The 20,544-nt window shown below is 45.7% G+C and carries 19 protein-coding genes and 2 pseudogenes; 16 read left to right on the top strand and 5 right to left on the bottom strand.

What is annotated here, in order from left to right; genetic code table 11:
- Positions 1-8: 8 nt before the first annotated feature.
- From HMPREF0847_RS03835 to HMPREF0847_RS03810, 6 genes are all read left to right on the top strand, one after another.
- A complete protein-coding gene (locus tag HMPREF0847_RS03835) occupies positions 9-737 on the top strand; it encodes an ATP-binding cassette domain-containing protein (protein WP_008808882.1) in 729 nt (242 codons plus the stop codon).
- Positions 730-2,250, top strand: coding sequence for an ABC transporter permease/substrate-binding protein (locus HMPREF0847_RS03830; protein WP_008808881.1), 1,521 nt, complete (start codon positions 730-732; stop codon positions 2,248-2,250). Before HMPREF0847_RS03835 ends, HMPREF0847_RS03830 begins: the two co-directional genes overlap by 8 nt.
- A gap of 337 nt (positions 2,251-2,587) precedes the next feature.
- Positions 2,588-3,190: a hypothetical protein gene (locus tag HMPREF0847_RS03825; RefSeq protein ID WP_008808880.1), complete on the top strand. Its 603-nt coding sequence runs from the start codon at positions 2,588-2,590 to the stop codon at positions 3,188-3,190.
- Positions 3,190-3,981: an energy-coupling factor transporter transmembrane component T gene (locus HMPREF0847_RS03820; RefSeq protein ID WP_000130448.1), complete on the top strand. Its 792-nt coding sequence runs from the start codon at positions 3,190-3,192 to the stop codon at positions 3,979-3,981. Before HMPREF0847_RS03825 ends, HMPREF0847_RS03820 begins: the two co-directional genes overlap by 1 nt.
- Positions 3,957-4,793 carry an ABC transporter ATP-binding protein gene (locus HMPREF0847_RS03815; RefSeq protein WP_008808879.1) on the top strand — a complete coding sequence of 279 codons (837 nt, stop codon included), beginning with the start codon at positions 3,957-3,959 and terminating at the stop codon, positions 4,791-4,793. The genes HMPREF0847_RS03820 and HMPREF0847_RS03815 overlap by 25 nt, the downstream gene beginning before the upstream one ends.
- Complete coding sequence (locus HMPREF0847_RS03810; RefSeq protein ID WP_000103848.1) at positions 4,780-5,580, top strand: energy-coupling factor ABC transporter ATP-binding protein; 801 nt, start codon at positions 4,780-4,782, stop codon at positions 5,578-5,580. The genes HMPREF0847_RS03815 and HMPREF0847_RS03810 overlap by 14 nt, the downstream gene beginning before the upstream one ends.
- 224 nt (positions 5,581-5,804) lie before the next feature.
- On the opposite strand, the gene HMPREF0847_RS11335 is transcribed toward HMPREF0847_RS03810, so the two are convergent.
- The 5 genes and pseudogenes from HMPREF0847_RS11335 to HMPREF0847_RS11415 all read right to left on the bottom strand — a co-directional run.
- A complete protein-coding gene (locus HMPREF0847_RS11335) occupies positions 5,805-5,966 on the bottom strand; it encodes a hypothetical protein (RefSeq protein ID WP_020992655.1) in 162 nt (53 codons plus the stop codon).
- Positions 5,954-6,181: a hypothetical protein gene (locus tag HMPREF0847_RS03800; protein ID WP_001152920.1), complete on the bottom strand. Its 228-nt coding sequence runs from the start codon at positions 6,179-6,181 to the stop codon at positions 5,954-5,956. Before HMPREF0847_RS03800 ends, HMPREF0847_RS11335 begins: the two co-directional genes overlap by 13 nt.
- A 62-nt stretch (positions 6,182-6,243) precedes the next feature.
- Positions 6,244-6,468 (bottom strand): hypothetical protein, encoded by a 225-nt coding sequence (locus HMPREF0847_RS03795; RefSeq protein WP_008808877.1) that lies wholly within the window; start codon positions 6,466-6,468, stop codon positions 6,244-6,246.
- A pseudogene (locus HMPREF0847_RS03790) lies at positions 6,461-6,751 on the bottom strand (DNA replication protein); the annotation flags it as partial. The gene HMPREF0847_RS03795 and the pseudogene HMPREF0847_RS03790, both read right to left, overlap by 8 nt.
- Positions 6,752-6,756: 5 nt before the next feature.
- A pseudogene (locus tag HMPREF0847_RS11415) lies at positions 6,757-7,376 on the bottom strand (LacI family transcriptional regulator); the annotation flags it as partial.
- A 157-nt stretch (positions 7,377-7,533) separates the two neighbouring features.
- Here HMPREF0847_RS11415 and HMPREF0847_RS03780 point away from each other — a divergent pair.
- From HMPREF0847_RS03780 to HMPREF0847_RS03735, 10 genes are all read left to right on the top strand, one after another.
- Positions 7,534-8,712: a galactokinase gene (locus tag HMPREF0847_RS03780; protein ID WP_008808874.1), complete on the top strand. Its 1,179-nt coding sequence runs from the start codon at positions 7,534-7,536 to the stop codon at positions 8,710-8,712.
- Positions 8,713-8,778: 66 nt separating this feature from the next.
- On the top strand, positions 8,779-10,260 hold the full coding sequence (gene galT / locus HMPREF0847_RS03775; protein WP_008808873.1) for a UDP-glucose--hexose-1-phosphate uridylyltransferase: 1,482 nt from the start codon (positions 8,779-8,781) through the stop codon (positions 10,258-10,260).
- Between the two features lie 45 nt (positions 10,261-10,305).
- Positions 10,306-11,307: a UDP-glucose 4-epimerase GalE gene (gene galE, locus HMPREF0847_RS03770; protein WP_008808872.1), complete on the top strand. Its 1,002-nt coding sequence runs from the start codon at positions 10,306-10,308 to the stop codon at positions 11,305-11,307.
- Positions 11,308-11,503: 196 nt separating this feature from the next.
- Positions 11,504-12,094: a CDP-archaeol synthase gene (locus HMPREF0847_RS03765; RefSeq protein WP_008808871.1), complete on the top strand. Its 591-nt coding sequence runs from the start codon at positions 11,504-11,506 to the stop codon at positions 12,092-12,094.
- A gap of 14 nt (positions 12,095-12,108) precedes the next feature.
- Positions 12,109-14,604, top strand: a complete 2,496-nt coding sequence (locus HMPREF0847_RS03760) for a PEP/pyruvate-binding domain-containing protein (RefSeq protein WP_020992654.1) — start codon at positions 12,109-12,111, stop codon at positions 14,602-14,604.
- Positions 14,591-15,223: a CDP-alcohol phosphatidyltransferase family protein gene (locus tag HMPREF0847_RS03755; RefSeq protein ID WP_008808869.1), complete on the top strand. Its 633-nt coding sequence runs from the start codon at positions 14,591-14,593 to the stop codon at positions 15,221-15,223. The genes HMPREF0847_RS03760 and HMPREF0847_RS03755 overlap by 14 nt, the downstream gene beginning before the upstream one ends.
- A complete protein-coding gene (locus tag HMPREF0847_RS03750; protein ID WP_008808868.1) occupies positions 15,216-16,088 on the top strand; it encodes a phosphatidylserine decarboxylase in 873 nt (290 codons plus the stop codon). The genes HMPREF0847_RS03755 and HMPREF0847_RS03750 overlap by 8 nt, the downstream gene beginning before the upstream one ends.
- The gene (locus HMPREF0847_RS03745; RefSeq protein WP_008808867.1) at positions 16,073-16,972 is read left to right on the top strand and encodes a UbiA family prenyltransferase; all 900 of its coding nucleotides are present in this window, start codon (positions 16,073-16,075) and stop codon (positions 16,970-16,972) included. Before HMPREF0847_RS03750 ends, HMPREF0847_RS03745 begins: the two co-directional genes overlap by 16 nt.
- On the top strand, positions 16,972-19,449 hold the full coding sequence (locus tag HMPREF0847_RS03740; RefSeq protein WP_008808866.1) for a phosphoenolpyruvate synthase: 2,478 nt from the start codon (positions 16,972-16,974) through the stop codon (positions 19,447-19,449). The genes HMPREF0847_RS03745 and HMPREF0847_RS03740 overlap by 1 nt, the downstream gene beginning before the upstream one ends.
- Positions 19,442-20,515 (top strand): hypothetical protein, encoded by a 1,074-nt coding sequence (locus HMPREF0847_RS03735; RefSeq protein WP_008808865.1) that lies wholly within the window; start codon positions 19,442-19,444, stop codon positions 20,513-20,515. Before HMPREF0847_RS03740 ends, HMPREF0847_RS03735 begins: the two co-directional genes overlap by 8 nt.
- The last annotated feature ends 29 nt before the right edge of the window (positions 20,516-20,544 follow it).

Here is a 20,544-nt window from a genome sequence, read left to right as displayed (position 1 = left end):
GACAAAGAATGATTGAATATAAAAATGTAGCGCTACGCTATACAGAAAAGGATGTCTTGAGAGATGTCAACTTAAGGATTGAGGATGGAGAGTTCATGGTTTTGGTGGGTCCTTCTGGGTCCGGTAAGACAACCATGCTCAAGATGATTAACAGTCTTTTGGAACCGACTGATGGAAATATTTATATGGATGGCAAGCGCATCAAAGACTATGATGAGCGAGAGCTGCGCCTTTCTACTGGCTATGTCTTACAAGCGATTGCCCTCTTTCCCAATCTAACGGTGGCTGAAAATATTGCTCTCATTCCTGAGATGAAAGGATGGAGCAAGGCAGATATTGAGCGGAAGACTAATGAATTGCTGGAGCTAGTGGGCTTACCTGCTGAAGACTATGCTCAGCGTATGCCGAGTGAGCTGTCAGGCGGTGAGCAACAGCGGGTGGGCATTGTCCGAGCCATTATCGCCCAACCCAAAATCCTACTGATGGATGAGCCGTTCTCAGCTCTTGATGCTATCTCACGTAAGCAATTGCAGAGCTTGACCAAGAGTATCCATGACCAGTTTGGGATGACAACAATCTTTGTGACCCATGACACGGATGAGGCTTTAAAATTGGGGAATCGGATTGCTGTTCTGCAGGATGGGGAGATTCGTCAAGTGGCGACACCTGATGAAATCCTATCTTCACCTGCGACCAGCTTTGTAGCAGATTTGTTTGGAGGTGTTCAACATGGCTAATTTGTTTTCTACCTTTCAGGAGCGCTTTGGCGAATGGTTGGCAGCCTTAGGGCAACACCTCCAGCTATCTCTTTTGACCTTACTAGTGGCCATCTTCCTGACCATTCCGCTCGCTATCTATCTTCATAGTCACAAAAAGGCAGCCAATTGGGTGCTGCAAATTGCAGGGATTTTTCAAACCATTCCTTCAATGGCCTTGTTGGGGCTCTTTATCCCTCTTATGGGGATTGGTACACTGCCGGCAGTGACTGCTCTGGTGATTTACGCTATTTTCCCGATTTTAGAAAATACCGTCACGGCTTTGAATGGGATTGATCCTAGTTTAGAAGAAGCTGGAGTCGCCTTTGGGATGACCAAGTGGGAGCGACTCAAAAAGTTTGAACTGCCTCTAGCAATGCCCGTCATCGTATCAGGAGTTCGGACGGCGACTGTCATGATTATCGGGACAGCAACTCTAGCAGCTCTTGTCGGAGCTGGTGGACTAGGTTCCTTTATCCTTCTAGGAATTGACCGTCGAAATGCCAGTCTGATCTTGATTGGAGCAATTTCATCCGCAGTTTTGGCTATTCTTTTCAACAGTCTCCTTAAATGGATGGAAAAGGCTAAGCTTCGGACAGTATTTACAGCTTTTGCGGTCTTAATCCTTGGGCTAGGCGCTTCTTACACACCGAGTCTGCTTCCCAAGCAGGAGAAGGATCATCTGGTTATTGCTGGGAAATTGGGGCCAGAGCCAGAGATTCTTATGAATATGTATAAACTCCTCATTGAGGAAAATACGGATATTACTGTGACAGTCAAGCCAAACTTTGGTAAGACAGACTTCCTTTATCAAGCGCTGAAAAAAGGTGATATTGATATCTATCCTGAGTTTACCGGTACGATTACTGGAACTCTCTTGCAGCCTGCTCCAAAGGTCAGCAATGATGCTGAAGAAGTTTTTGAAGCGGCGCGTGATGGAATCAGAAAACAGGACAATCTAGTCTTGCTCAATCACATGGCTTATCAAAATACCTATGCGATTGCAGTACCTAAGAGTGTTGCTAAAGAATACAATCTTAAAACCATCGCTGACCTTAAGGCAGTCCAAGACAAGCTCAAGGCAGGGTTTACCTTAGAGTTTAACGACCGTGAAGATGGGAACAAGGGACTCCAGTCTGTCTATGGACTCAACCTCAATGTGTCAACTATGGAGCCAGCCCTTCGCTACCAAGCTATCCAGTCGGGTGATATTCAAATCACGGACGCCTATTCGACCGATGCAGAGTTGGCGCGTTATGATTTACAGGTCTTGGAAGATGATAAGCAACTCTTCCCACCATATCAAGGGGCTCCTCTGATGAAAGAAGCTCTTCTCAAGAAACATCCAGAGTTGGAAACGGTTCTTAATAAATTGGCTGGTAAGATTACAGAAAGCCAGATGAGCCAGCTTAACTATCAAGTCGGTGTCGAAGGCAAGCCAGCAGAACAAGTAGCCAAGGAATTTTTGCAAGAACAAGGTTTCTTGAAGAAATAGCTTGAAAATGCTGAACTCAACTTCCTTAAACGACTATATAGAAGAGTGCTCAGATATTTTTGTCTGGGCTTTTTTGATGTTAGAGTTACTGAAGGTCACTTAAAATGGAAAGGAAGAGAAAATTTTCAGGATTTTCTAAAATTTTACTGTAAAGACACTTGACTATTCAGAGAATAGGTGTATAATGTGTTGTGAAATACTTAACAAATAAAGATTTCCAGCTCATGTCGACTAAGGATGGAAATCTTGTGTATAGACAGTTCAGTAGATATATAATAGAGCGTTGCGTCCGAAAGTCTATCCAGACACGGCTCTTTAAAAACAAAAGGAGAAGATTATGAAAACAGAACCGATTCATCGTACCAGTATGTGGAAATTTAAGTTAAGTGCTGCCACCATGACTTTGATTCCCGCTGCCGTGGGGATTAACTATGTTGCCAAAGCCTTGGCGGAGGGGTTAAAGTTGCCCGTTTGGCTGGGGTCTTTGGGAACCTTTCTTGCCAGCATGTTGGCTGGGCCGGTTGCCGGTGCCATTAGTGGTTTCATCAACAACGTGATCTATGGGCTGACCTTATCGCCAATTTCAACCGTGTATGCGATTACCAGCATCGGAATTGGGATTGCTGTCGGAGTTTTGAACGCCAATGGGTGGTTCTCGTCAGCGCGACGAGTATTTGTTTCTGCTATTATTATTGCCATCGTTTCAGCTGTCATTTCAACGCCGCTCAACGTCATCTTTTGGGGTGGTCAGACCGGTATCGCTTGGGGTGACTCATTGTTTGCGGTAATGGTCGCCAATCATGCACCAGTATGGCTGGCCTCATTTACCGATGAGTTTGTCTTGGATATTTTGGATAAAGTCTGCGTGGCCTACCTGGCATTCTTCATCTATCGTCAGCTGCCGAAGCGGATGGTGCACTTCTTTAGCGATGATAAATGATGACTGATAAAACATTGATTTCTGGAGCGCCACGGGTCAAGCTCAAGTGGTACCAGGTGATTGATCCGATTACTAAGCTCTTGTTCATCTTGGACATGACGTTGTTGAGCTTTGCCAGTATGAATTTATTGCTTCAGGCCGGATTAATTCTTGTCGCAACACTGCTATTGTTATTTTCCAAATTGAGTTCTACCACCTTTAAGGCGCTGGGATTCAGCCTGTTTCTGATTTGCACCATGCTGATTATCCAAGGGTTATTTTACAGTCGGAATCAAACTGTGCTGTTTTCTGTGCTTGGGGTGTCGTTCTACAAAGAAGGCCTGATTTACGCCACCACTCTGGGTTGTCGAGTATTGGTGATTATTTTGACCAGTGGCTTTTTTATGGTGACCACGAGTATTTCAGAAAATGCGGCCTATTTGGAACTGTCCGGATTGTCTTATAAAACCGTCTACGTTCTGATGTCGGTGTGTTATATTTTGCCGGAAATGATGCGCAATATGCGGAAAATCCAGCAGGCACAAAAAGTTCGCGGAACCAATCCGCAAAAAACGTTGATTCAGAAATTAAAGTCAGTCCTGCCGGTTCTAATTCCATTGGTGATTAAGACCTTGGATCAATCGATGACGCGGTCGATTTCTCTCCAACTGAGAGGTTTTGATAATCTCAACCGGACTGTCAGAACCTCCCAGCGCGTGTATCGCCTGTCGCGGACGCTGCACATTGGTCTGACTGGATTGGCAATTTTATTGATTGGGTGGAAGATATGGACGAAGATAAACGGATTGTAATTGAAAATTTGACCACCCGTTATCCGGGTACTGAGCAACCACAACTGCGTCAGATTAACGCGGAGGTTCATACCGGCCAGGTGGTTGGGATTATCGGGAATAGCCACTCCGGCAAATCGACTTTGTGCCGTGTGCTGGCAGGGGTCATTCCCAAAATTGTGTCTGCTGAGATTGAGGGCGACTGGCACATGTTTGGCCAGCGAGTGTCCGACAATTGGTCCGTTTATAATGCCATGAATGGAGTTGTACTGCAAAATCCAGCTGGCCAACTAAGCGGGTTGGCAGACACGGTTGCCGATGAAATCGCCTTTGACTTGATTAATCAGGGAATGGCTGAAGGACTGATTCAAAAACGGGTTGAAGAAGTTGCCACGCAAATGGGGCTGATTGAACAGCTGAATTTGCGTCCCGAGAGCCTTTCCGGTGGTCAGATCCAGCGGTTGGCAATTGCCACGGCGATTGTGGCTAATCCGGCTGTTTTGATTATGGATGATCCGACCAGTGAGATGGATCCCCTTGGCCGCCGGCAATTTTTCCAATGGCTAGCCCAAGTCAAAGAGACGACTGTCTTCATTGTCACCAGTGAAATTGACGATTTGTGCGAAGTCGCCGACGTTGTGTGGGTGCTGCACGAGGGTCAAATGGTAGCCCAGGGCAGGCCGGGTGAGGTGTTTAATCATTTGGCAGCTGACTGGCAGATTCCAGCTCCGACAATCCAGCAACTTGCTCAAAAAATGGATTGGCACTTGGCTGATGGCCGGTATCCGGTGAATTACGCTGATCTGAAGGAGGTTCGTTATGTCCACAATTGAACTGAGCCACCTGACGTTCACTTATCCGGAACGGTCCTTTAGCTTGGATGTTGAAGACAAACACTTCGCCGATCCGATGGTGGCGATTGTCGGCCAAAATGGTGCCGGCAAATCAACGCTCTTCAAATTGTTGACGGGCTTGCTGACACCACAAACCGGTGTGATTAAGATCGATGGAGAAAATTTTAATGATCTTAAACCAGTCGAAAAGTTACTGAAGGTTGGGATTACTTTTCAGAATCCTGACGATCAGCTTTTCAACCCGACCGTTCAACGAGAGGTGGAGTGGAATGTCGCGCAGGTCATGGATGACCACGACACGATTACGAGGCGGGCTTTAGCGGCTCTAAAAAGAGTTGGCTTGGATGATAAAACAGCTGAAAGTCCATATGACCTGTCATTGTCGGAACGCAAGCTGTTGAGCGTTGCCACAGTTTTGGCAGTGGATCCGGCGATTTATTTATTTGATGAGCCGATGATGTCGCTTGATTGGGAAAGCCGGCGCAAGTTGACCGCAATTTTCCATCAGTTGGCTGATTCGGGCCACCAAGTTGTGACCATCACCCATGACATGGATTGGGTCGCCGCCGAGTTTGAGTCGGTGTATGTTATGGAACACGGGAAGTTTGGCTTCGCCGGCAGTCCACGGGAATTGTTCAGCAATCACGAACTTGTCCAGCGAGTGGGATTACTACCACCGCGGATTATGGACATAGCGGAGTCGCTGGGTGATTCACAGACATATTTATCGGTTAATGATTATTGCCAGAAAAATCGAGATGTATAGAAAAAGTCACCTCTGCGGGTTTTCCAGGTTGAAGGATTAACTTCAGCTTCTGGCAAGAACTCACATGGGTGACTTTTGTGTTTAATAACGTTTCATGATCATCGGGTGCTTCCTCAGATCACTCGGTTTGATTTTACTTTGTTTCATGGTCATAATCATATACCATTTCTTTTGGATTTTTTGTTTGACTAATACAAAATAGGTCTTCATAGGTCTTCGCATTTTTAGCGCCCATTAGGATCATCAGTATAATTTTCTGAATTAGGAGACTGTCCCATCACTATTCGAACTTCGTCTCCCAACTTACGCTGTTCCCATTCATCCGTGAATCCTTTAAATTGCAATTCTGGAACTTTCTTTTTAACTGAATCATCTATTTTCGCCATAGTCCCCACCATTTTATTGGTTTTTCTTGTTCTTCTATCCTTTTTTGATCTTTGATTTGTTCCTGCAAATTTTCCAACTTCTCTTTAAGAGCATTCACTTCATCTTTATATTGATTGTCTAAGTGTTTGAATTCTGTTTCCTGTGAGGGCATTTTGAGGGCTTTTAAGTTATCATTTTCCGCCTTGTATTCTTCTAGCAACTTTTTATCTTGCAAGGCTAATCGTTGTTACTGGTCTAACAAATTAGTTAGTTTTTCTATTTGTTGGTCTTTGCTACTTATTGGTCTTTGCTACTTATTTGTTGGTCTTTGGTATTTGATTTGCTACTACTTTCTACTTTACCTAAAATTATTTTTTCTGCTTTAGAATTTATTAGATTAGACCCATTGGAACTTTTAAGCTGTAATTCTTTTGGTAACCTTTGGTAGTGATATTGAATATTTTGTTTTGTAACACTCAACTCATCCGCCAGCTCTTTGATCGTTTTTAAGTCTTCACTCATGGTTTAAGTCCTGCCTTTTAACCGTTGGTAGATATTGTTCAATGGCTTTTTTGAGGTAGCGTGCGATATTATGCTTAGAATATTCTTCACGTCTGCTGGCAACATAAGACAAGTGGTCTTTGACACTATTTAGCCCTCTTAATTCTTTCAGTTCGTCATAGAGGGGGTAAACATGGACTTGCAATCCTGCCATGATTTTTGTATCTTGCATTTCAAACGGACTTAGCAACATATTTTCTAGTAATAGCGTGGAGTACTTGCTTTTCATTGCTTCAATAGCTAGCTTAGAAAGACCAGTTTATCATGGTAGATTCCTTTTGTTTGACTATAGTTCTTAAAATTTTCCAGACGCTCGTCCTGGATGATTTCTTCTTGGTCAGTTGTTTCCTCAAGCCCTGTTAGAATCCCGATACGATCAAGCCCTTGGCTGAGGAAGTAATCTACAACTTGTTTTACAGCAGTGTAAAAGTCAGTGATAATACAGGTATGTCCCAATGAAAGAGTATCGCTGTCTAAAAAGACCAGGGGTTTTTGGTATTCTTCAAAGGCAGAAATTTGTGATTGGCTGAACTTTCCAATACAGAGTATCCCAATCACTTCCTCGCTCAGAGTAAAAGGATGGTCGTTAAAATAGCGCAAGATATCATAGTCCAACTCTTGGGCTCTTTTTTCAATACCGAGACGAATCTGGTAGTAGTAGAGGTCGTCCAGTTCCCCCTGCTCGCTGACTCATTGGATAATGGTAATCTTTTGCTTGGGTTTGTGGGATTCGCCTGTCTTGAGGTACTTAGTATAGCCCATTTCTTCAGCGACAGTTAAAATACTGTGTCTGATTTCTTCTGTAACAGATAGACTCTGGTTGCGATAGAGACAGAGGTTAGTTGTGCAATGTCTTTTAATGTAGCTATAAATGCTCCTCCTTTTTGGTTAGTATATCATATTTTTCTCTTTTTACCGATTGTTTAGTAAAACTTTAGTAAAAAGGATTGACTTTGGCAAAAACCTTGGATACAATAGAAGAAAACGATTACAATATCGGACATTTATTTTAAAGGAGTATAGCTTATGTCAAATTTGATTTCAGTGGAGCAAATCCGTACAGATTTTGCCAAGGTCTTTGGAGTAGAAGCGGATCACACTTTCTTTTCACCCGGTCGGATCAATCTGATTGGTGAGCACACCGACTACAACGGCGGCCATGTCTTTCCAGCAGCAATTTCTCTAGGAACTTATGGAGCGGCTCGCAAGCGGGACGACCAACTCTTGCGATTCTTCTCAGGAAATTTTGAAGAAAAAGGGATTATTGAAGTACCACTGGAAAATCTGCGCTTTGAGTCTGAGCATAACTGGACCAATTATCCAAAAGGAGTTCTGCATTTTCTGCAGGAGGCAGGTCATACAATTGACCGAGGCATGGATGTCTATGTTTATGGAAATATTCCCAACGGCTCGGGCTTGTCTTCTTCTGCATCTCTAGAGCTTTTGACGGGTGTCATTGCTGAGAAACTCTTTGATTTGCAGTTGGAACGTTTGGACCTAGTGAAAATCGGTAAATTAACTGAAAACAAGTTTATCGGGGTTAATTCTGGCATTATGGACCAGTTTGCTATCGGAATGGGTGCTGACCAACGGGCTATTTACTTAGATACCAATACTCTTGAGTATGATTTGGTGCCGCTTGATCTTAAGGATAATATCGTAGTGATTATGAATACCAATAAGCGTAGGGAGTTGGCGGATTCTAAGTACAATGAGCGTCAAGCAGAGTGCGAAAAAGCCGTTGAAGAACTGAACCGCAAGCTATCTATCGCAACCTTGGGTGAGTTGGACGAGTGGTCCTTTGACGAGTATAGCTATCTGATAGAGGACGAAAATCGTCTCAAACGGGCTCGCCATGCTGTTTTGGAAAATCAGCGTACTTTGCAAGCGAGGGCAGCTTTGCAGGCAGGCGATCTTGACAAATTTGGCCGTCTCATGAATGCGTCTCATGTTTCATTGGAGCATGACTATGAAGTGACTGGTCTAGAGCTGGATACCTTGGTTCACACAGCCTGGGAGCAAGAAGGTGTTCTGGGGGCTCGTATGACTGGAGCTGGCTTCGGTGGTTGCGCCATTGCTTTAGTTGCTAAGGATGCTGTGGAATCTTTCAAAGAAAATGTCGGTCGCAAGTATCAAGAAGTTGTCGGCTATGCCCCTAGCTTTTACATTGCTGAAGTAGCTGGCGGAAGCCGAGTGCTGGACTAATTCATAGGAAAAAAATCAGGTATGACAGCCTTCCTGTCCATTTATTAACAAAAGAAAGGAAAATCTATGACCAAGAAGTTACTGGATACTTTTGTATCAGCTGTGATTGATAATAGTGCTTTTGAGGAAATGGATACTATTTATCTGAGAAATCGTATCATGGCTTTAGTTGGAGAGACCGAGGCTGAGCAGGAGACCGAGGCTGAGCAGCTAATTGACCTGAAGGATGACATGGTAGCTGTGGCTGTCAAGAATGGGAAAATTGGTGATACCCTAGCTGAGCAGGATATACTGGGAGCTGAGCTCATGGACTTGATTACACCTGCCCCTAGCCAGCTCAATCGGGACTTCTGGACGACTTATGCTTCTAATCCTGAGCAAGCTGTGGCTGATTTTTACCAGCTTAGTCAAAAGAATGACTATATCAAGGTCAAGGCTATTGCTAAAAACATTGCTTTCAAAGCACCTACCGCTTATGGAGATTTGGAAATCACCATCAATCTATCTAAGCCAGAAAAGGATCCCAAAGAGATTGCGGCAGCTAAAAAAGCTAAGAATAGTAATTATCCAGCCTGCCAGCTTTGCATGGAAAATGAAGGCTACCAGGGTCGCTTGGATCACCCAGCCCGCGCTAACCATCGGATTATTCGATTTGACTTGACTGGACAGGAGTGGGGCTTTCAGTATTCGCCCTATGCCTATTTTAATGAGCATTGCATCTTTCTGCACAGCCAGCACCTTCCTATGGCGATTAGCCGGCTGACCTTTGAGCGCTTGTTGGACGTCGTTGAGACCTTTCCAGGCTATTTCGCAGGATCCAACGCCGACCTGCCTATTGTTGGTGGCTCCATCCTGACCCACGACCACTATCAGGGCGGACGTCATACCTTCCCTATGGAAATGGCAGAGCTGGATTGCAGCTTTACTTTTAGCGGTTTTGAAGAGGTAGAGGCAGGCATTGTCAAGTGGCCTATGTCCGTCATTCGTCTAAGGTCTGAGAAAAAGCAATTGTTGATTGAGTTGTCTGACAAGATCCTGCAAGCTTGGCGCACTTATTCTGACCCAAGTGTGCAGGTGTTGGCAGAGTCTGAGGGTGAGCCCCACCATACCATCACACCGATTGCCCGCAGGAAAGATGGATCTTTTGAACTGGACTTGGTCTTGCGGGACAATCAAACTTCCCCAGAACATCCAGACGGCATTTACCATCCTCATGCAGATGTGCAGCATATTAAGAAAGAAAATATCGGCCTGATTGAGGTGATGGGGCTGGCTATTCTACCACCTCGTCTCAAGGAAGAGCTCAAGCAGGTGGAACTGTTTCTGCTGGGAGAAGACTGTCAGGTCGCGACCTATCATCAGGAGTGGGCCAAGCAACTCAAAAACCAGAATCCGAATGTTTCCGCTGAGACGGTGGAAGGAGTAGTTCAGGCCTCGGTTGGACAAATTTTCAGCCGAGTACTGGAAGATGCTGGAGTTTACAAGCGAACAGAGGAGGGCCAGGAGGCTTTCATGCGCTTCGTCCAATCCGTCGGCATCCAGCCTTAGGAAATGTGTTATAATGAATCTAGCGTAACAGGGAAAGGAAGTTTTATGGCAATTTTAGTATTAGGCGGTGCTGGCTATATTGGTTCGCACATGGTGGATCGTTTGGTAGCAGCAGGTAAGGAAGAAGTAGTTGTCGTTGATAATTTGGTGACTGGCCACCGGGCAGCCGTCCATCCGCAAGCAGTCTTTTATGAGGGGGATTTGGCGGATAAGGACTTTATGCGTGATGTCTTTGCCAAACATCCATCCATTGATGCGGTCATTCACTTTGCTGCCTTTTCACTGGTTGCTGAGTCTATGGTAGATCCACTCAAGTATTTTGACAATAACACAGCCGGCATGGTTTCTCTTTTGGAGGTCATGCAGGAATGCGGCGTTAAAAACATCGTCTTTTCTTCGACTGCTGCGACTTATGGTATTCCTGAGGAAATTCCGATTTTGGAAACGACTCCGCAAAAGCCGATCAATCCTTATGGTGAGAGCAAACTCATGATGGAGACCATTATGCGCTGGGCAGACCAGGCCTATGGCATCAAGTTTGTAGCCCTGCGTTATTTCAATGTAGCCGGTGCCAAGCCCGACGGCTCAATTGGTGAGGACCACGGACCTGAAACCCATCTCCTGCCCATTGTACTTCAGGTGGCTCAGGGCAAACGTGAGAAGATTGCCGTCTTTGGTGATGATTACGATACTCCGGACGGGACCAATGTACGCGATTATGTCCATCCTTTCGACTTGGCTGACGCCCATATTTTGGCTGTTGATTACCTACGTGCAGGTCAACTATCAGATGCTTTTAACCTTGGCTCTTCGACTGGTTTTTCCAACCTGCAGATTGTAGAAGCAGCACGAAAGGTGACCGGACATCCTATTCCTTTGGAAATAGCAGAGCGGCGCCCAGGGGATCCGGATACGTTGATTGCTTCTTCTGAGAAGGCAAGAAAAGTTCTGGGCTGGCAACCGAAATTTGACAATATCGAAACCATTATCGAAACCGCTTGGAAATGGCATTCCAGTCATCCAAATGGCTATGATGATAGAGTTTAATAGTCCCTAAAGTAAACCAGTAGGATCTACTGGTTTTTTTGTTTAAATCAAATCTTAAACTAGAAGAAATTAAAAGGCCACTTCACAGTTTGGCCTACTGAAGGCCTGTAATTTTTATGGTATAATGGGTTCATTATAATTTAAAGGGTTCTGAAGATTTCTGTTTGACTCTTATAAAAAAGAATAGGAAATGAGTATGCGTTCGATTCTTGCTTTATATATCACCCTGATGCCGGTCATTCTAGCTGGGGTTCTGAATATGATCTTTTGCAAGTCTTCACTGCTAGAGGCAGCTTATCGACCAATGGATGCTGGGCTGATTTTAAAGGATGGGAATAGGCTTTTTGGAGCTAACAAGACATGGAAAGGTTTCTTGGGTATGATTGTCTGGGGAGCCTTGGCTCAGATCCTTTGGGGTTTGCTCTTAAAGAGTATTCCTACCCTAGAGAAGCTGCACTTGGTCTATGCTTTCTACGAAAATACAGTGCTGTTTAATCTGGTGCTTGGGGCTCTTTTGGGGCTGGCTTATGTTTTGTTTGAGTTGCCCAATAGCTTTATCAAGCGCCGTTTGGAAATCAGAGAGGGCAAGACGGCGGAGAATGGCTGGAAATGGACCTTTATCTGGATTGACCAGATTGATTCCTTGATTGGCTGTATTATTTTCTTACTTTTCTATATCCCTCTGTCTTGGCAGCAGATGCTGGGCATACTAATCCTAGGGGCAGGGACGCATCTGGGAGTCAATCGTCTGCTCTACTGGGCTAAGCTTAGAAAAAATCGTATGTGAGATGGGAGTATTTGATGAAAGAACTATGGCTGGAAAAAGAGCCTTCGGCCGTCTATGGCGGTAAAATCAATCAGTTAATCAACCTCTGTCAGCTGGGGCTTTCGGTTCCTAAGGGTTTGATTTTTCCTGCGGATCAAGTAATGGCTTGGTTAAGAGTGGCTCTGCCAGAATATTCAAAACAAGGACTTGAAGAGTTAATCAAACTGGGCAAGGAGGAAATTGCGGAGCGTTTGCAACATTATCCCTTGGAGTCAGCTTGGTTACAGGAGTTAGAAGACTTTTGCCAGGAAAATCAAGCTTATATTGTTCGCAGCAGTGCCCTCTTAGAAGACGGACAGACCATGTCATTTGCCGGCCAATATGACTCGATTGGCAATTGCCAGACACTGTCAGAAATTGAGCAGGGCATTCGTTCTTGTCTGCTTTCCCTCTTTAATCCAGAAGCGTTGGTTTACTGGCAGCGTCAGGGTCTGTCTGAGCAGGATTTTGCCATGGCAGTGCTGATTCAGGAGCAGATAGAGCCCGACTTTAGCGGTGTCTGCTTTTCCCTAGACGTGGCGACTAATCAGGACCAGACCATGCTATTAGAGTATGTGAAAGGCTCGGCTGAGAGCTTGGTTAGCGGTCTAGTTAATCCTGAGCAGTTGACCCTTCCTTGGTACAAGCCAGACTGGAGCCAATTTGAAAAGGCTGAAATCTCTCTTACAGTCTTGCAGAAACTGCATGCGCAAGTTTTGCAGATTGTGGCGTATTTTGGTCGGCCGATGGATATTGAGTGGTGTGCTGTCCAAGAGCAAGTCTATTTGCTGCAGGCTCGGCCCATCACGACAGTACCAACTAAAATCGACAGTGGCCGCTGGACGACGGCGAATTTTCGGGATGGAGGCGTGGCGGCCCAGCCCTGTCCCAACCTGATGTGGAGTCTTTATCGCCATTCTTGGCAAGAGGCCCTTTCTAGCTTTTTGCTGGCAATTGGCCTAGAGCCTGAAGGTGTGATGCCTCCACTGATGCGTCTCCATTATGCCCGACCTTTCTGGAACTTAGGCGTAGTCAAGCAAGGCATGGAGCAAATTCCAGGCTATATTGAACGTGACTTTGATGATGAGCTGGGAGTCAATAAAGACTACCAAGGTCAAGGTTTTACCAGCAAATTAAGTCCAGCCTTGCTCTTAAATTTCCTGCGGGTAGCTTTGAAAACGCAAAAAGTAACTAAGACTTTTCTGCGTCAGGCGCCAGACAAGCTGCAAGAGCTGCGCCAGCAATTTAACCTCCTGAATCAAGAAATCCAAGAACTGAACGAACAAAGCCCGCTCCAGCAAGTCGAGAGTCTTTGGCAGTTAGTGCTAAATCAGGCTTATTTAGACAGTGAAGGAACTTATTTCTGGCAGGCCTACATCAATACGGTACAGCTGTCTATGAAAAAGACCAGTCTGCTCAAATGGCTGACAGTTGATGAATTTTTCCAATTGATAGCTAAGTTAGGAAATGTTTCGCACACCAAGCCTTTAGCTAGGATGCTGGAAGCTGCGGATTTTGTTTTGGAAGACGAGAAGCTGACAGACGATTGGTTGAAGCTATCGGTGGAAGAGTTGCAGGAACTGGCTGCACAATATCCTGAACGAGCTGATTTTATCAAGATTCAGGATTTCCAAAAGGACTTTGGCTATCACTCGAAACGGGAGCTGGACTTGCGAGTAGCGAGTTATGAAGAAGATGTTCATCAAGTTATGACAGCGATCCAACAGTTGGTTGCTGATTCAGCATATTATCAAGCGGCCAAAGCTTCGCTCAGTCCTGTCTCAGAGTCAGATCTGGATCTTGCTCATCTATCTCGAGCCAAGCAGAAAAAGATAGAAAAAATCAGTCAAGACCTGCGGAACTTGCTCTGGTGGCGAGAGGAGTTCAAGGATATTTCCACGCGCTATTACCACCTCATTCGTCAGATTAGCCTCAAACTCGGCAGAGCCTACGAAAAGCGAGGCTTTCTGAAAAATGAACAAGATATTTTTTACATTAAGAAAGAAAGTCTGACTGCCTTTATGGAAGGGCAAAAGACTGCTGACCAGCTCCAAGAAGAAGTGGCTGATAATCGGCATTATTGCCAGGCCTATCGGAATTTTGAGCCAGTTGGTGATTTGACTGATAAAGAGATGAGTTTGGAAGAAGCGGCCCATGATAGTCAAGCTCTGCTGACGGGAATGCCAGCCAGCAGCGGTCAGGTGACCGGTCGGGTTCGGGTCCTCTTGGATTTGGCTGATATTGAGACGATTGAGCCGGGAGAAATCCTTGTCACTCGCTATACAGATACGGGTTGGAGCTATGTTTTCGGTATTCTGGGCGGTCTTGTGACAGAGTATGGCGGGGTTCTCTGCCATGCATCCATTGTCGCTCGGGAATGCGGGATTCCAGCTCTGGTCTGCGCTAAGAATGCAACTCAGCTGCTAGAAACTGGCATGCTGGTAACCTTAGATGGAAGAAGAGGAGAAATAAGAATTCATGAAGAAGAATGAACCTTTGTTTATCGGTGAATACGATAAATCTGTTATCCTGACCTATATGGGCGCTGCTTTTGCACTGTTGGCAGCCTATGCCATCATTCATTCCCAGCTGCGTCTGGCCATGATGGCCTTTATCGTTAGCGGTATCTGTGACCTCTTTGATGGTGTGGTGGCGCGGCGGATGAAGCGGACTGAAAGCCAGAAGCGCTTCGGCATTGAGATTGATTCGCTCTGTGACATGATTAGTTTTGCGGCTCTTCCGGCTGTGCTCCTCATGACTCAGTTGCCCTTGGGAGTGGCCAATATCATCTTGGCTGTCCTCTATGTCTTGGCTGCGGTCACACGCTTGGCGCATTTTAACCGCTTGGCCAAGCATGATGAAGGATCTGGCTCTTATTTTATCGGCTTGCCCGTGACCTACAGCGCCCTATTTTTCCCTCTGACCTATCTGGTCTTTCAATTGCTGGCGCCTGGTCTCTATGCTTGGGTGTGGCTGGGCTTGTCTCTTTTGCTGACCTTCTTATTTGTTTACAACTGCCGTATTTCCAAGCCAAATAAGCTGGCCTATCTGGTCTTTGCAATTTTAGCTGTTGCAAGTCTGATTGGTCTGGGGGTTCTCCCCCATGGTTAAGATCTATCAGAGAAGGACTGGCCAAGTAGTGGAACCGACAGAATACAAGGCGGGTCTGTTAGACAAGCTTTATGGTACTGCCTGGGGACGCTTCCTATTGCCTATCTTGACCCGACCTAGCATGTCTTATCTTCTAACCTTGAAAGACTACACTGCTTTTTCTCGCAAAAAAATAGCAGCTTTTGTGGAAAATTATCAGCTGAATCTGGCTGACTATGAAGATGGCCTCTATTCTAGCTTCGCTGCTTTTTTCCAGAGGAAAATCAAGCCCGCTCTGCGTCCGGTCTGTCCTGACAGTCAAGTACTGTCAGTGGCGGATGCCAAGCTAGAGGCTTTTACCATCAGTCAGGATTTGCAGCTAACGATAAAGGGTCAGATATACAGTCTAGCTGACTTACTGTTGGATGAAGAATTGGCTCAGCTGTTTAGTGGCGGAACAGCCCTTGTCTATCGTTTGGGAGTGGAAGACCTGCACCGCTATCTGGCTGCTGAATCCGGCAGAATTATCCAAAGCCGAAAAATCAAAGGACGCCTGCATACGGTCAGACAGGTAGCCCAGAAGTGGCGCCTGATTTACAAGGAAAATAAAAGAGAATACTGTCTTTTAGATACCGACCTAGGACCTGTCCTGCAGATGGAAGTAGGGGCTCTGTTGGTTGGTAAAATATACAATCACAGTCAGGACCATTTGGTCAGGGGACAGGAGAAGGGCTGCTTTGGTCTGGGCGGCTCAACCATTCTTGTCCTCTATCCAGTAGGCACGATTCGCTTGGATCAGGATATCCTGACTTACTCAGACCTTGGAATAGAAACCCAGATTCAAATGGGTGAAAAGATTGGAGAAAAGCTATGTTTAAACGATTAGCTGTTTATTATAAGGAAATGTTTCCTTTGCTGCCGCGCTTTTTTGTGGCTGCCATCATGTTTTTTGAGATTTATTTTGTCCTCTTGCTCAATGACGGAGTGACCACCTTTCACTTTGACCATCAGGAGTTGATTGGGATTTTTACGATTTTTGTCTTTTTGATGATTCTTCGGATTGCGGATGATTTCAAGGACTACGAGACCGACCGACGCCTCTTTCCTCATCGGGCTCTGCCGTCTGGCCGGGTGAAAAAGAAGGACATGGCTATTGCCCTCAGCTTTATCGTAGCTGTGTCTGTACTTTTCAATATCCTCTTTATGAACAATATTGGCTGGTTCCTCTTTCTCTATATCTACGGCACCCTCATGTCCTTCTGGTTCTTCAAGCGTGATAAGATTCAAAATTCCCTGCCGCTGGCTCTAGTGACCCATAATCCGGTCATGATGATTTTGAATCTCTATACCATTTCTTTTGTCTGCTACAAGTACAATCTGCCCCTCTTGTCCCTGCCGACGGTTTTACTGGCCTTTACCATGTATTTCCCAAGTCTGATCTGGGAAGTCTGCCGCAAGATTCGGGCGCCAAAAGACGAGACAGAGTATGTGACCTATTCTAAGCTTTTTGGCTACAAAAAAGCCACTCGCTTTATCGAGGTGGTGACTCTGCTGGATATCTTGACCAATTTCGCTCTTCTCTGGAATATTTCCCATGTCGGAGTGCTAGTCTTGGTGCTGAATGTCATCTGGATGACCATCCAGTTTGAGCAGTTTATCAAGGATCCGACTCGCTTTAATATCCGGGAGCGGGTGGAACGTTATACTTATATCACGGAGACGACCATGGTTCTGTCCGTTGCTGTTTATCTCTTAATGGGGGTACTTTGATGAAAAGAATCAAGCAGACAGGGCTTGACCAGGTCGGAGGCAAGGCCTATCATTTGCTGAAAATGCAGGCTGCTGGCTTGCCGATTCCTGACTTTGCAGTGTTTGCTTTTGACTTTTTTCAAAAATCTGCCAGCTCTGCTGACTTGGAGCGGATGGAAGAAGCTTATCGATCTGGAGAGTTGAACTTGTCCCAACTCAGTCAGCAGCTCCAGGACTGGGCTAAAGAGCAGTTTGCGCAGGAAGATCTGACAGCAGCAGAAAACTGGATTCGGCAGGAGTTTTCTCAGAAAGACTGCCGCTTTGCGGTTCGCTCATCAGCAACCATTGAGGATGGGAAGGCCTCCTCCTTTGCCGGTCAGTTTGAGAGCCAGCTCAATGTGAAGCCAGATGGACTTAAAGAAGCTATCCAAGCGACCTTGCTCTCTCTTTATCAGGAGTCAGCTCTTAGTTATCTATTTGAGCAAGGACTATCGTTGAAGCAGGCACAGATGATTTGCCTTGTTCAGATCATGCAGGAGGGAGACTTGTCTGGGATTTACTTCACAGCTAATCCCAAGGGCATTCTGAACGAGCATATCATTGTTATCGGTCGGGGCTTGGGCAATAAGGTTGTCGAGGATAAGATTCCTACGACAATGGTGACGCTTCATCCCAAGGACCAGCTCTTTTATACAGAGCAGACGGAGGACTCACCAGACGTATCACAGGAACAACTCGAGGAGCTACAAGCTTTGGCTAGTCAGGTAAGTCAGCTTTTCGGACCTTATATGGATATGGAATTTACCTTCGCAAATGGCCAGCTCTATCTTTTGCAAGCACGACCTATTACTACCTTGCCAGAGGGACAGCAGATTATTCTGGATAACAGCAACATTGTAGAAAGCTATCCGGGCGTTTCCAGTCCTCTGACTATTAGCTTTATTCAAGAGGCTTATGCCAGTATTTTCCGCAGTCTGGCCCAACGCTTGGTTGGCAAGGATTCCCCTGAGTTGGCTGCCTATGAAGCCACCTTTCAAAATATGCTGCAGCCGGTCAACAGTCGGGTTTATTACCAGATTCAGAGTTGGTATCAGCTCTTGCAACTTCTGCCTTTTTCTAAGAAAATCATTCCTATATGGCAGGATATGCTGGGAGTTCGAGAGACAGAGGTGCCTCAGATGCCGGTGCACCTGTCTGCTTTCAAACGCCTGCAAATCATGCTCCGTATCATCCGAGAGTTTTGGACAGCACCCAAGCAAATGCGGCAATTGGAAGAACAGTTTGCCCAGATTCAGCGCGAATATGATGCGAGTTTTTCTCCCGACGCAGATGCAGAGACCTTGATTGCCTTGGTCAGTAAGCTGAAAGAGGATATTCTGGCTCACTGGGACATTACGCTGGTCAATGACCTCTATGCTTTTGTCTATACTGGTCTCTTGAAGAAGTCGCGTCGCGGCGGAGCTGTTCAGGCTGAGATTGCGGGAATTGAGCAGATAGAAAGTATGAGGCCAGCTTTGGCCCTGCAGGCTTTAACAGCTCAGTTGAAAGCAGAAGAAAATGCAGAGATTAGACAGGCCATGACAAGTGAAAGTCCAGCAGTTGTTCTAAGTAGCCAGCATCCTTTGGCCAAAGAAATAGTCCATTTTATCCATGAATTTGGCGACCGGGCTCCGGAAGAGTTGAAGTTAGAAACACCAACCTTCCGAACGCACCCAGAGCGTCTGCTTAAGCTCCTGCTGCAAATGTGCCAGCAAGAGGAGAAGAAGTTGGCCCCTCAGAAACTTGAAGAAGAGGTGCAAAAATCAGACTGGTGGACGAATTTTCTTCGTAAGCGAGCCATGACTGGTGTTAAATATCGGGAGAGCTCCCGCTTAAACCGCACACGAATCTACGGCATGATGCGACAGATTTTCCGAACGCTTGGGCAGCAATTAGCCGAGCAAGGGCCGCTGGCTACGCCTGAAGAAGTTTTTTACCTGACAAAGGAAGAGTTGTTTGAGCTGACCAGAAAGCCCAGAGATGTTAGTGGCTTGATAGCCGAGCGTCGAGAGAAGTTGGAGGCTGACAAGGAGCTGCCAACCTTTAGTCGCTATGTTTTTGCTGGACAGGTCTTTGAGAAATATCTGAAACCGCAAAACCGCACCAGCAGTCATAATACGGGCAATCAAGCCTTACAAGGGATTGGCTGTTCACCTGGCTGCGTTAAGGCTCAGGTTTTGGTCGTGGAAGATGTGCAGGAGATTGAGTCTGCACAGGACCGAATTATCGTGACCAAGATGACTGATCCGGGATGGGTTTATCTTCTGACCCAAGCCAAGGGTGTCATTGCCGAGCAGGGTTCTCTGCTCTCTCACACAGCTATTATTTCCCGCGAGTTGGGTATTCCTTCTATTGTCAATGTCAGAGGCGCCTGCAGCCAGCTGCAAAACGGTGATTGGATTGAGATGGATGGCCTTACTGGCAAGATTCGACTAATCAAGGAGGAAGGTTATGCTTGAAATTAAACCAGTCAAACCTAATACGACAGAGCTGGCCGATTTTCTAGCCCTGCCTAAGCAGATTTACCAGCCAGATCACCTCATGCAGTCGGAAGAGGAAGAACTGGCTTTAATTGAAGGCAGTCACCCGCTGAGTTCTGGCCTAGATACCTATGCCTTTATTGGCTATGAGGAGAGCCAGCCTTGTATTCGCGGACTTCTGACCTTCTATCCAGATGATGAGGCTGCTTACTTGGGATTTTTCGAGTCGATCAATGACCAGAAGGTTGCATCTGCTTTTATCGAGCATTTAGCAGGTTTTGCTCGCAGTCTCGGAGCTATTAAGATAATCGGTCCCGTACAGGCAAGTTTTTGGCTAGGCTATCGAATGCAGCTGACTGGAACAGAGGAGCTCCCTTTTACAGGGGAGCCTCATAATCCAGCCTATTATCCTGAGCTGTGGCAGGCAGCTGGTTTTGAGCTCAAGGAGCGCTATCTGTCCAATTTTTATCCCAAGGTCAGCAATCAGACTCATCAGGATAAGCTGGCTCATCGTTTTGAGTCTTTTGAAGAAGCGGGTTTCACAATTTGTTCTCCAAAGAAGCAGGAGTGGGAAGAAGCTTCGCTGCAGGTTTTTGAGCTCCTCAATCGCCTTTATCAGGATTTTCCGATTTATCGGTCTATTTCAAGTCAGCAGTTCAGTCAGATTTTTCAAAAATACCAGTATATTCTTGATTTTTCTATGGTTAAACTGGCCTATAAGGAGGGCAAGCTAGCTGGTTTTCTGATTGCCATGCCGGACTATGGTTCTCTGGTTTATCAAAAACTGACTCCTCTTAACCTAGCCAAGTTTTTCTGGGCCAAGCATTTTCCCAAATGTTATACGATTATGTATCTAGGAGTAGATGAGCAATTCTTGGGGTTAGGCTCTGCCTTGGCCTATCCGATTTTTAAAGAAGCGCAGAAGCGACAAGCCTCAGCTATCGGAGCCTTGATTCATCAAAAAACCGTCACGCGCCACTATGCAGCAGAATTGCAAGGAGACAAGCATGAGTATGGTCTCTTTGAATTAAGATTGTATTCGTAGTTACTAAAGCATATTTACAAAAGATAAAA

Source organism: Streptococcus sp. 2_1_36FAA, from assembly GCF_000161955.2.
Lineage (GTDB): Bacteria > Bacillota > Bacilli > Lactobacillales > Streptococcaceae > Streptococcus > Streptococcus gordonii.
The sequence above is the reverse complement of the archived record's forward strand: the minus strand, read 5'-3'. Positions and strand labels throughout refer to the sequence as shown.